The organism is Variovorax boronicumulans (assembly GCF_029892485.1).
Classification (GTDB): Bacteria; Pseudomonadota; Gammaproteobacteria; order Burkholderiales; family Burkholderiaceae_C; genus Variovorax; species Variovorax boronicumulans_B.
In genome coordinates this window covers 12515-24698 of sequence record NZ_JARXVG010000003.1, presented here as the reverse complement: position 1 = coordinate 24698, position 12184 = coordinate 12515, and the positions used below count along the sequence as shown (strand labels likewise).

Genomic DNA, 12184 nt, shown 5'->3' with positions numbered 1-12184 from the left:
CAAAGGGATCGGGGGGCCCATGGCCCCCCTGCCCTTCTGCCCGGCTTTGGGCTTATCGGGTCGCCCAGACGTTGGCCTGGCTCGCGTCAGGGCCGACCTGCGGGATGACCTGGCCTTCCAGCTTGCCCGTGACGGCGTCCTGCACACCGTCGATGTCGTTCGCGTACAGCTTCTGGGTGTAGTTGGCCGGGATCACGTAGGCATGGTTGATCGGCCGCACCGAGTCGAAGTGCGTGTCAGCGCTGTTCTGGTACTCAGGCAGCGCAAGGATGTTGGCCGTGATGAACGCCTCGGTGTACTTGGTGCGGTTCAGGTACGACGCATCCACGGCCGGGTCGGCGATCTGGAACATGTCCTGCAGCGTGCGCAGGAACGAGAAGTGGCTGTAGGCGTCGCTGTCCGCCACCTGCTTCTTCGCCGTGCCCACGTCCTGCTGGTTGGACATGATCCCGAAGATCGAATTGCCATGGCCGAAGTTGCCCTGGGCGTAGTTGGGCGGCGGTGTGGTCGCCGTCGCCTTGCCGTTCGCGTCCACGGTCACCGGCGCCGCGAGGGAGTTCGAGCCGCCCGCGTTCCAGCCGCAGCAGGAGCCGTTGCTGCCGCCTTCGCCTTCGTCGTACATCACGACGATCGCCACGCGCTTGTTCGGGTTCTTCCACAGCGCGGAGTTGCGGATCTTGTTGACCACCATGCCCAGGTAGATGTCGGCGCGCACGGTGCCGGCGGCCTGGCCGTCGTTGTTGGTGTTCGCGCAGCTCGTGTCGGAGCCGACGCCGTGCATGTCGTCGCACTGGTCCGGAACGATGAAGTTGATGTTGCCCACGTCGCCCGCGGCCAGGTCCTTGCCGAACTGGTCGTAGATCCAGCCGCTGGGCACCGGGTAGATCGAGGACTTGAGCCAGTCCGCTTCCTGGTACTGCGTGCCGAAGATGGTGCGGTTGTTGGCCACGAAATCGGGCAGGCTTCGCGCGCCCTGGAAGGCGATCGACGGGCCGTGCTTGACCTTGTAGAGGCCGCCCTGCGCTGCGAAGTTGGGCGAGCCGACGAGCGTGGGCGGCGCGGAGCCGTCGAGCCGGGTGGCGCCATTGAGCTTGCTCGAGTCGTACGTGGCGGTCACGGCGTTGTCGACGACGCTGTCCGAGCGCACGTCCTGGCCGGGATTCATCGATTCGCTGTAGGTGCGGATCGTCAGGCCCGCCTTGGACATCGCGGTGAACAGGTTGCCGCCCGGGACGTTGTGCACGGTGCCGCCGGTGGGGTTGTCGCCGCAGGTCGTGTCGGCCGGGACGTACCCGGAGCGATTGATCTTGTTTGCCGGCGGGAGCTTGCCTTGGGCGGGCATCGTCTGGCCGTCGGAGGCCGTGCCACCGGCGAATTCGACGTCCTTGATGTCGTAGGGGGCCACGGCGCCGCAGCCGAACCAGTTGTCGTCATGGATGCCGAAGTCGTCGCCGCCACCCAGCGCGGTGTAGTTCGGCTCGGACGGGTTGCCGGTCGAGTAGTACGTCTTCAGCTGGTTGTAGTTGTTGAGGATGTAGTTGATGTTGGCCGCGCGCGGGTTGCCCAGGATCACATCGGTCGACTTGTTTTCCTCGACGATCACGAAGATGTTGTCGTAGGCCGGCACGCCTTCCACATTGAAGGCCGCCTGCTGCGCCTGCGCGAAGGTGATGGGGGCCTGTTTCTGCGTGGGCACCGTGGGCGTGGCCTGGGTCCCGTCGCGATTGGTGAGCGTCACGCCCGAGAGGCCCGCCAGGCGCGGGTCGCCGCCCGGGACGGCCAGGTTGTCGGGAAACAGGTCCTTGCGGTCGAGCTTGGTCGTCGCGTAGGTGTAGCGGTTGGTCAGCTGGTTGTCTTCGTACAGCGCCGCATATTGGCTGGCGCCGCTCAGGGTGTTGACGTCTGCCAGCGGGTCGGTGATCGCAGCCGTGCCCAGATTGAAGGCCGGGCCGTTCAGGCGTGCGGCGAGGTTGGCCTTTTCGGTCGCGTAGCTGCTGCCGTTGGCTTCCACCAGGCGCTGCGCTTCGCTCGACAACGGGCTGATGACGATCTTGCCCACGCCCTGGTCGGCGATCTGTTCGGCCGAGGCACGCAGGATGAGGTGGCTGGCCACGGCAGCGCCGGTGGCGGTATTGGTCGCGGTGGTGCCGATGTCGGCCACCAGCGGTCCGGTGCTGTTGGTCGTGATCGTGAACTTGCCCGTGGCATCGGTGACGGCCGATGCTTCGCCGCTGTCGAGCACGCCGTTGCCGTTGGCATCGACGAAAACCGTGGCCTTCTGGTAGTAGCCGGCCTTCAGCGTCGGGTTGCCGGTGGTGCTGCCCGGCACGTAGCCGCTGGCGGCCACCACGCCGCTCAAGGTCGCGCCGGCCGGCGGCGTGACGATCGGGAAGAAGCCGCTGCCCCCGCCGCCCCCTCCTCCGCAAGCGGCGAGCACGCAGGCCGCCACCGTGGTCAATGAGGTGAATAGAACTTTCTTTTCGAAAATCGTCATGTGTATCTCGAGGCAGTTGGTTATGGATGGTTTTGACCGGCCTGCATGGCGTGCTCGGCGTCGTTTTTTTTCAATAACGGCACCGCATCAAGGAGAAATGTAGGAATTGCGGGTGACATCTGTGTGTCAAAAGAAGGGCTAATTCTTTGCTAACTTTTCAAAGAATTCATGGCCCATCTATTTCGCCTACAGCAGTTCAACTGACCTGAGACTGACCTGAAAATTAGGACAGAATTAGGGAATTGATCTGCGTAATTTGAGAGCGGCAGCAGATCGCGAAAGCAGCGGCGCACCGCGAGACATCTCGGCTCGCGGTTTGGTGTCGGTATTCAATTGGAATTCGCGGCCTGCGATCGGCGGAATTCAATGGTGCGCGCTGGGCAGATGTCGCTGGCGATCAACACCCGAACAAATAGACGGGGATTTTTAAGAACGCGAATTCTTTTTAATCCGGTTTTTCTCGAACCAGCGAACCCCTCTATGTTTTCGCTGATCCGCCGCATATCGATGCAGGCTGGAATTCCGCCTACTTGAACTCGTGCGCCACCACCGGCGCCGACCGGCTGTCCTGCACCGTCACGCGTTGCCGGTACACCTCGAGGTCCCCATTGCGCACCTCGATGTTGTAGATCCCCGGGCGCAGGGGCAGCGTCTTGAGCGGCGGGCTCACGCCGCGGTCCGCGCCATCGACGAACACCTGGCCCCACGGGCGGATGTTGAACTGCACACGCCCCATGCCCGGTGAAGCCGCCGTCGTCGGCGGTGCAGCTGTAGCGGCAGCGCCTGCGACCACGGTACGCCCGTTGTTCGCCGTTGCCGTGCCCGTAGACGTGGGTGGCGCGGGCATCATCGGCGAAAGCCGGTTCAGTTCCGCGATGGCGTTGCGCGCCTCCCGCGCATGCGGGCCGCGCCGGTACCGGCGCAGGTAGGCCTCGTAGCCTTCCCGCGAGTTCTCGGCCTGGGCGAGATTCCAGTCCTCGGCTTCGCTGATCGCCTGCGGGGGTTCGGGCGGCGGCGTCGCTGCCTGTGCCTCGGCCGGAGGTGTCGTGACTGGCACGTTCTCGAGCGGCGTCAGCGGCCCTGGCGCCGATGCGCTGGCAGGTGCGGCGGGCGTCGTGGCGGTGCCGTCCGTAATGACCGTGGCACCGCCGCCTGGCGGCGTGCCGTCGGCGGCTGAAGGCACGGCACCGGGGGCGCCGGGTGCGGGCATGGCGGCCGGCGGCGAGGCGGGATCGGACATCGGCGCCGCAGGCGGCGGCACCGGCACCATGGCGGTGGTGGTGTCGGGCTTGCCCGAGGTCATGCGCAGGCCGATCCATGCACCCACGGCGACGAGTGCGATCAGCAACGCGCCCACCAGGCCCCAGCGCGCAAGGGCCGGGGTCTTCGCCGGCGTCTTCTTCTGCGCGACGGGCGTGCTGCCGCTCCTGTGCGGCGCGGCACGCGGCGGCTGCGCAGACGGCCTGGCCTGCACTGGCTCGGCCACCGCCGCAGGCTGCGCAGCGACGGCGGCTGCTGCTGCCTCGAGCGGCGCCGGCATGGGCGACAGCGTCGGAGGCGGCGGCGCGGCCGGCACGGGCGCGGACGGAATGATCACCGTCGGCGCAGCCATCGCGCTCACGTAGATGTCGCCCAGCTTCACGAGCCCCAGTTCGGCCGCGAACGCGGCCACGGTCTGCGTGCGGTCCTTGCTGTGCACGGCCAGCGTGTGGTCGACCGCGGCGCAGAAGCCGGGGCTCAGGTCGGCGCGGCCCATGGACGACAGCGGCACGTAGGCGTCCTGCACACTGCGCACCACGGCAGAAGGCGGCGGGTGCCCGGTGACCGCCCGGTACAGCACGGCGCCCAGCGCATAGAGATCGGTCCACGGCCCCTGCAGCAGCGTGTTGTCGTCGGCGTACTGCTCGATGGGCGAGTAGCCCGACTTCACCATCACCGCCACCTCGTCGACGAGGTCGGCGATCGACTTGCGCGCCGCGCCGAAGTCCAGCAGCACCGGCAGGTCGTCGTGCTGGATGAAGATGTTGTCGGGCGCGATGTCGCGGTGAAAGCACTGGTTGCGGTGCAGCGTTTCCAGCGCACCGAGCAGCGGGCCGAGCATGCCCAGCAGCCAGGGCTCGGTGATCTTCGCGGGCTCGTCCTCGGCCAGCCGGCGCAGCGTGCGGCCCTTGTAGAGCTGGATCGCCATGTAGGCCGTGGAGTTCGACTCCCAGAAACGATGCACCCGCACCAGCGCCGGATGGCTGAACTGCGCGAGCGTGCGCGCCTCGTTGATGAAGCTGCGAAGGCCCGCCTGGAAGGTGGCGGTGACGCGCTCGGAGCGCACGTGCACGCTGTTGTCGCCCACCCGGCGCGCGAGCATGGAGGGCATGTACTCCTTGATCGCGACCTCGCGCTGCAGCGAATGGTCGTAGGCGCGGTAGACGATGCCGAAGCCGCCTTCGCCGATCACCTCCAGCAGTTCGAACTCGTCCAGCCGGTGGCCCACGCCCAGCGGGTGCGGTTTCTCCGTGTCCTGCGCATCGGACGGCGCACTGTCGCCGTTGCCGTTGCTGATGCTGCCGTGCGTCGTCATTCATCTCCTCCTGTCGCGGGGGCGGTTTTTTTTCATGCCCATGGCACGTGCCCCTGCGAAAACAATTTCGAGAACAGCGGTGTGTTGAGGCCGCCGCCGTGGGCTGCGGTGCGCAACGGTGAGCCGTCGGCCTGGTTGGTCCACCAGTAGCTGGTGCTGCCGAATGCATCGAAGCACAGTGGAAGCTCGGGCCAGCCCAGCCGTTGTTGGGCGCTCGCGCCAGCGGCTGTAGGCCCGAGGATCGAAAGAATGTCGTCCGAGCCGCCGCTGGCGGTGCGAAAGCCCGCGCGCGCGGCGGCGAGGATCTGGGCGTCGAACTGGTCGGGCGCCACGCCATGGCGAATGGCCTGCAGCAACGCGGTGCCGCACTGCCAGTACCACGCGGCCGAGCCTTCGAGCACGGCGGGGCGGTAGTTCGGTGCGGACACCTGCAGCGTCACGCACACGGGGTAGTAGCGGCCCACGCGGTCGCAGCTGGGCGCGATGCAGCCGAACTGCACCGCGTCCACGCCCTGCGTCGCGGGAATGGCGAAGTTCCAGACCGGCGCGACCGCGTAGTGGCGCGTCATCGCATCGGGCCAGCGCTTGAAGCTGCCCAGGCCGTTCTGCATCCAGCGGTCCCACCAGGCCTGCAGTTCGCGCGGCATGCGGCGGTAGAGAAAGTCGCCGGCGCCGGGCAGCTTGCCGTACCAGCCGATCTGCTCGTCGACAGGGACCCAGGCCTGCGGGGGGATGCTGCTGTTCATCCTAGGATTTCCCGGGGCAGGAGAACCCGCTCATCTGGTTCAGGCGCAGCGGGTTGTAGACGCTGTTGGCCGTCACCGCCAGCACCACCTTCTTGCCCTGCAGGTCGAAGGTTGCGTTGAACGACTCGGGCGAACGCCCCGCGGAGACCGATGCCTTGTCGAAGAGGCGGTGCAGCGCCCACGGCCCTTCGGTCACGATGCCGCCGGCCGGCGTGCCGTTGGCGGTGGTCACCTGCAGGCGCACCTGGTTGCTGTTGCGCGGGCCCGGCCACTTGACGGTGCTCGGCGCCTGCGGGCCGTGTGCATAGCGCACCGTCTGGCCGTCGATGTCGAGCGTGAACTGGGTGATGGCGGCGTCCATGTCTTCGGGCCGGATGTCGATGGTGAACGAGGGCGTTCGCCCGCCCGCCATGCCGGTGAAGAACACGTCGCGGATCGCCTGCGCCTTCTGGAACGAATCGAGGTACGCCGAACGCCCCGCCGCGCTGCCGTCGACGCCGCGCTTGAAGGTCCACGGGTTGACCGAGGTGTCGACCTGCGAGGCGAGGTTCTTCTGGAAGAAGTCGTCCATCATCCCGCCCGGCGCGAACAGCTGCGCAAAGTCGCCGGCCGCCACGTCGCGCGGCGAGCCGCGCGTGAAGGGGTAGCGCCCCGCAATGGCCTGGTTGCAGAACTGCCCGATGGTCGCCGCCGCGTTCTGGCCGATGTTCTGCCGCGTCACCGCCGCCGCCTTCGACGATGCGGTGGCCGACAGATCGTTCAGCATCCCCTGGAACGGCACCGGCAGCCGGCCCGCCTCGGCCTGCACCTTGGTGACCGCATCGCTCGTGGGCGGGATGTTGCCGCTGCGCAGCGCCGTGTCGGTGGCGGTGAGGAAGGTGTAGAGCTCGTTGATGAGCGCGGCCGTGGCATCCAGCGGCGTCTGACCGCCCGCCTTGGGCGCGGTCACCATGCGGCGCAGCGGCTCGAAGTGGTTGTCCACCAGCGACTCGGGGCGGTCGGGCGCGGCGTTGCGTCGCTGGCTGCCGTCGGGCTGGCCGATGAGCTGCTCGATGCGCTCGCGCGTGCTGGCCACGCGGTTCTGCGCCTGGTCGAGCAGGCTGCGCGCGGCCTCGTCGTGGTTGCGCAGCAGATCGGTTTCGCGCGCGGCGCCGCGAATGAGCCGCGACATCGGCGACTCGCCGGTGGAGAGCACCCGCGTCATCTGGATGCTCTGCAGCAGCGACTTGCTCTCGGCCAGCCGCACGTCGGCCAGATACTCGTCCCACACGCGGATGTAGTCGGTGAGGTAGAGCCGCCGCACCTCGCGCAGCAGCAGCTCGCGCGAGGTGATGTCGGTCATGCCGGGCGCGCGGATCTGCAGCACCCAGCGGTCTTCCTGTTCGAGCGCGAGCGTGGTCTCGGCCATGCGCTTGTCGAAGATGTCCCAGTAGCCGCGGTAGGTGAAGAGCGTGGGGATGCCGTCGGTCAGCGGCTTGCCGCTCGCGCGCCGGATCACCAGCGCCGATTCGGCCCCCGCCATCTCGGCGATGGTGAAGGCATTGGGCGGGCTGGTCTGCAGCAGGATGCGGCGCAGCCGCGCATACGAGCGCTGCGCCAGCGGCACGCCGGCCAGGCGCTCGCGCGTCTGCGCGATGAGCTTGTCGTCCTTGGCGAACGGCGAGGTCACCACGCGCCCTGCGAACAGCGCCTTCAGGTGCGACTCGAGGTTGGTGCGCTGCTCGCGCGTGAGCGAGGCGCCGATCTTGCGGTCCACGTCGGTGAGCAGCCAGGCCTGCAAAAAGTCGGCGTCGTAGCGCTCGGCGTCGTACAGCATGAGGTAGGCCTTGAGCGCCTCGTAGCTGTACTCGGCATCGATCTTCGCGGCATCGCGCAGCGACTGCTCGATGCGCTGCGCCGCCTGCGGCAGCAGCACGCTCTCGAGCGCGCGCTGGTAGACGCCATCGGTCGCGGCCTGCAGCTTCTCGCCCTGGTAGAGGCCGAAGCGGTACGACACGGGCGGATCGCCGATGTCGAACTGGCCCGACTTGGGCAGGTCGCGCAGCCGGTCCAGGATCAGCAGCGAGCTCGCGAGGTCGCCGCTCGCATCGACCACCGTCGGCAGCTCGCCGCGCGCCGCGGCCTTGTTGAAGGCCTTGGCGTTGTTGTCGACCTCGGCCACGTACTCCTTGTTGTTGCGCCAGCTGTTCACGCAGGCACCCAGGAACACCACCAGCAGCACGCCGATGAGGCTGTAGCCCGCGATGTCGATGGCGCGGCGGCGGCGGTACCAGCGCAGGTTGGTGCCGGCCACGCCAGCGTCGCGGAAGATCACCTGCTGCAGCAGTTCCTTCAGGAAGTAGCTCTTGCCCGGGCCCGGCGGCGGCGCAGGCGGCGCGTTGACCTGCAGGTAGCGCTTGATCGCACCCATCACGCGGTCGAAGGCCGTGCCCTCCTGCGTGCCGCTCGTGAAATAGACGCCACGCAGCATCGACGCGGCTTCGAACTTCGACGGGTTGAACACATCGGCCAGGAAGGTGCCCAGGATGTCCTCGAAGCTCGCGAACTGCTGCGGCAGCAGGTAGGCCTGCGCGCGGCGCATCTGGTCTGGCTCGGCGGCCATCAGCTCGGGCAGGCGCTCGTCCAGGCGCTGGTGCAGCAGCTTGTATTCCTGGTGGAAGCGCTCGCGCAGGTCGGCCTTCGCGGCATCCGCCGGATTGGCCTCGATGGGGAAGGTGAAGCCCCACACCTGCGCGCGCTCGGCGCGGCCCAGCGAGCCGAAGTACTCGTTGAAGCCGGCCAGCAAGTCGGTCTTGGTGACCAGCACATACACCGGAAAGTCGATGCCCAGGTCGTTGCGCAATTCGAGCAGACGCTTGCGCAGCGCCATCGCGTGGCGCGCGCGCTGTGCGTCGTCGGCCAGCGGCAGGTCGGCGATGCTGATCGTGAGGATCGCACCGTTGATCGGCTGGCGCGGACGGAATTTCTTGAGCAGGTCGAGAAAGCCCTTCCACTCGCTCTCGTCGGTCTCGCGGTTGCTCTCGTGCGTGGTGTAGCGGCCCGCGGTGTCGATCAGCACCGCCTCGTTGGTGAACCACCAGTCGCAGTTGCGCGTGCCGCCGATGCCGCGCACCGCGGCCTTGCCGAGCTGGTCGGCCAGCGGAAAGTCCAGGTCGGAATTGACCAGCGCCGTGGTCTTGCCCGAGCCCGGCGCGCCGATGAAGATGTACCAGGGCAGCTGGTACAGGTACTGCCGGTCGAACACAGAGAAGCGGCTCGCGGGCTTGCCGTCGGCGCCTTGGCCGAAGCGCATGTTCTTCAGGATCGCGGTGGCGTCGGTGAAGCCGGTCTGCAGCTCCTTGATCTCGGGCGCGTCTTCGGGCCTGGCCTCTTTCTCCTTCTTCGAAGGCACGCGCAGCTGGTTGAGCAGCTGCGCGTTGAGACGGCGCTCGCGCCACTTGCGGTAGACCATCCGCACGATCCAGATCGCGAACATCAGCGCGATGACGATGATGCGGACGAACTCGCTTTCGAAGGGCCGGTAGCGGCCCACGGCGATGACCGGGCCGATGACCCAGATCAGGAACGCCACGGCCAGCAGGCCGAGAAAGATCCACAGGTCGCGGCCGATGAGGAAACGGAAGATGGAACGCAGCATCAGCGGGTTCCCCCCTGCTGCGCAGCCGGTGCCACGGGTGCGACCAGCAGCGTGACCTCGACGCGGCGGTTGCGCGCGCGGTTGGCCGGCGAGTCGTTGGGCGCGAGCGGATCGGCATCGCCGCGGCCTTCGGCGCGCAGGCGTTCAGGCCGCGTGATGCGCGCGGCCAGCATCTTCTTGACGGCGTCGGCGCGCGCCTGCGAGAGCTGCCAGTTGGAAGGAAAGCGCACGCTGCGGATCGGCTGGTCGTCGCTGAAGCCGCTGACCAGCACGTTGCCCTCGACGGAATTGAGCGCATCGGCCACGCGGCTGAGCACCGGCGCATAGCGGTCGAGCACGCGGTCGGAGCCGGAGGCGAAGAGCCCGTCGCCGCGCAGCACGACCACGCTGCGGTCGGCCTCGTCGCGCACCGTGAGCAAGCCGTCGCGGATCTCGGGTTCGAGAAAGCGCTGCAGGCGCGGCTGCGGCGCGGGCATGACGACCGCGCGCGCCGTCTGCGGCAGGCGCACTGCGTTCACGGCCGCGAATGCGCCATCGGAGTTGCCCGCGAGATTGAAGGTGAGCACCGCGAAGGTCAGCACCAGCAGCACCGCCGCCACGGCGCCCACCGCCCACACCGGCAGCCAGTTGCGCGTGCGGCGCACCGGCGCGGTCGCGTCCTGCCAGTGCGGCGACAGCGGCTGTGCGATCTCGCCGCGCGTCTGGCGAATGATCTGCAGCAGCCGCTGCTTCAGGGTCTCGAGCTGCGTGCGGCCGTTGTCGATGACGCGAAAGCGCCCCTCGAAACCCATGGCCAGGCAGAAGTAGATGAGTTCGATCAGGTGCAGGTGCTGCTGCGGGTTCTGCACCAGGCGCGAGAGCAGCTGGAAGAACTTCTCGCCGCCCCAGGTCTCGTTGTGGAACATCACCAGGAGGCTCTGCGACGACCAGATGCTGCCGCCCCACGGCGTGAGCGCCGCGGCCTCGTCCACCGCGGTGCACAGGCAATAGCGCGCGCCGATGATCACCTCGGGCGAGATGCCGCTTTGCTGCGCGCGCGTCTCGAAGCGGCGCACTTCGTCCACGAGGTTTTCGCGCAACTGCGCGGGCGCATCGTGATGGCCCGTCGCGCGGATCTGCGGGATCAGGTCGAGCAGCGGGTTGGCGGCCGCCACCAGCGGGTTGTTGCCCGCGAGCGCGGCGTCGCCCGCATGCGGACGCCGTGCGTCATGCCATGCAGTGAAGGACTCGGGTTGCTGGCCCAGACCGCGCGGCGATGCCGGCATGCCGCCCGCATCGCCATTGCCATTGCCGCCGCCGGGGTTCGGCGGCACGAAGCCTCCCGGACCGACGGCCATGTCGTTGACACCGTTCATAGGGTCCCTCACGGACGGATGGCCCAGAACTCCATGGCCAGACCCGGAAAGTCACCGGCCAGGTGCATGGCGACGCCGCCGGATTTCTCGAGCTGGCGCCACATGTCGCCGCCCTTGTCGAGCTCGAAGTAGTGGTAGCCCGCGTTGTACGGGATCTGCCGCGGCGCCACCGGCAGCGGCCGCACCGTGACGCCCGGCAGCTGCAGCTGCACGAGATCGCGGATGCGCTCGACCGAACCGATCTTGACCTGCGTGGGAAAGCGCTGCTGGATCGCCTCGGCAGGAAGGTCTGCATGCACCGCAAGCACGAAGCCCGCGTTGCGCACCAGCACCGGGTCGGGCATGCGGCCCACGCGCACGCCATGGCTGCGCTCCTCCAGCTCGATGGCGATCGCGCTCTGTTCGAGCACGGCCGACAGCGAACGCCGCAGCTCTTCCATCAGCGGGCGGATGCTCTCGTTGAGGTTGTCGTGGTCGTACACCGGCCACAGCACCGGGCGGCGCGTGGGCGAGGTGTGCGTGGCGAGATGGCAGGCCAGCTTGAGCCAGTCGATGAACAGCTGCTCGGGGTGCACCTGCACCGCCTGCTGCGCATGCCAGGTGGTCGCGAGGTAGCGGTTGACCAGCTCGAGCAGCAGGAAGTCGGACACCTCGCTCACGCCGCCGCGGCCCGGCTGCGAGAGCCGCGAGGCCAGTGCTTCTGAGCGTTGCGTGAGAAGGCCGTGCAGCTCGGCAACCATGCTGCGCAGCATTGCGTGGGCGGATGCATCGAGCACCGGAGGGATGTAGTTGGCATCGACCACCAGCTTGTGGTCGGTGCGCCGCTCGATCACGCGCACCGCGCCGATCGCCTGCCACTCCGCGGTGAGCGACGAGGCGCGCGCAAGGCGCAGGCGCGGCGCCGCGAGCTGCAGCACCGCCGGGCCGAGGGCCACTGCATTGCCGTCGGCCACCTCGCGCTCGATCACGCCGAAGCGCGCGGCAGAGCCCTCGTCCTCGGCAAAGATGACCTCTTCGCTGCCGGGCCTGCGCAGCGGCAGCGCGAGCACGATGAGTTCGTCGGTCAGATCGTTGGGCACTTCATAAGGCGCTGGTGCGTCTTCGATGCCGAAGGAGAACGGCGTGCCGTCAGGCAACACGCCCGCGCCACCGAGCAGCGACACGCGCCCGAGCGCATAGGCATCGCGGTCGATGTCCAGATGCAGCCACCCCCAGTACGCGCCCTGCAGGCCCGCGGCGCGGCGCGTGACGTACTGTTCGACGTAGCGCTCCAGTTGCTGGAAATGCTGGGGCCGCAGGTACATGCCTTCGGACCACACCACGCGATTCGCCAATGCCTGCGGATGGGCCCCCAATCTTGCGGAGCCCGAGTTGCGA

6 protein-coding genes are annotated in these 12184 nt (G+C 68.0%); all 6 read right to left on the bottom strand.

The window, feature by feature from the left end:
* Nucleotides 1-52: 52 nt before the first annotated feature.
* Entirely contained in the window at nucleotides 53-2494 is a 2442-nt protein-coding gene (locus M2282_RS07995; RefSeq protein WP_280808253.1) for a phosphoesterase, read from the bottom strand.
* Nucleotides 2495-3020: 526 nt separating this feature from the next.
* Nucleotides 3021-5069 carry a serine/threonine protein kinase gene (locus M2282_RS07990; protein ID WP_280808252.1) on the bottom strand — a complete coding sequence of 683 codons (2049 nt, stop codon included), beginning with the start codon at nucleotides 5067-5069 and terminating at the stop codon, nucleotides 3021-3023.
* A gap of 32 nt (nucleotides 5070-5101) precedes the next feature.
* Nucleotides 5102-5815 (bottom strand): type VI secretion system-associated protein TagF, encoded by a 714-nt coding sequence (tagF, locus tag M2282_RS07985; RefSeq protein WP_280808251.1) that lies wholly within the window; start codon nucleotides 5813-5815, stop codon nucleotides 5102-5104.
* 1 nt (nucleotide 5816) lies between these two features.
* On the bottom strand, nucleotides 5817-9452 hold the full coding sequence (tssM, locus tag M2282_RS07980) for a type VI secretion system membrane subunit TssM (RefSeq protein ID WP_280808250.1): 3636 nt from the start codon (nucleotides 9450-9452) through the stop codon (nucleotides 5817-5819).
* Complete coding sequence (locus M2282_RS07975) at nucleotides 9452-10807, bottom strand: DotU family type VI secretion system protein (protein ID WP_280808249.1); 1356 nt, start codon at nucleotides 10805-10807, stop codon at nucleotides 9452-9454. Before M2282_RS07975 ends, tssM begins: the two co-directional genes overlap by 1 nt.
* A gap of 8 nt (nucleotides 10808-10815) precedes the next feature.
* Nucleotides 10816-12111, bottom strand: a complete 1296-nt coding sequence (gene tssK / locus M2282_RS07970; RefSeq protein WP_280808701.1) for a type VI secretion system baseplate subunit TssK — start codon at nucleotides 12109-12111, stop codon at nucleotides 10816-10818.
* Nucleotides 12112-12184 lie beyond the last annotated feature (73 nt).

What these genes read in the sequence shown, in the direction of transcription:
- M2282_RS07995 (WP_280808253.1), bottom strand. Translation starts at nt 2,494, where the DNA reads ATGACGATTTTCGAAAAGAAAGTTCTATTCACCTCATTGACCACGGTG.
- M2282_RS07990 (WP_280808252.1), bottom strand. Translation starts at nt 5,069, where the DNA reads ATGACGACGCACGGCAGCATCAGCAACGGCAACGGCGACAGTGCGCCG.
- tagF (WP_280808251.1), bottom strand. Translation starts at nt 5,815, where the DNA reads ATGAACAGCAGCATCCCCCCGCAGGCCTGGGTCCCTGTCGACGAGCAG.
- tssM (WP_280808250.1), bottom strand. Translation starts at nt 9,452, where the DNA reads ATGCTGCGTTCCATCTTCCGTTTCCTCATCGGCCGCGACCTGTGGATC.
- M2282_RS07975 (WP_280808249.1), bottom strand. Translation starts at nt 10,807, where the DNA reads ATGAACGGTGTCAACGACATGGCCGTCGGTCCGGGAGGCTTCGTGCCG.
- tssK (WP_280808701.1), bottom strand. Translation starts at nt 12,111, where the DNA reads ATGTACCTGCGGCCCCAGCATTTCCAGCAACTGGAGCGCTACGTCGAA.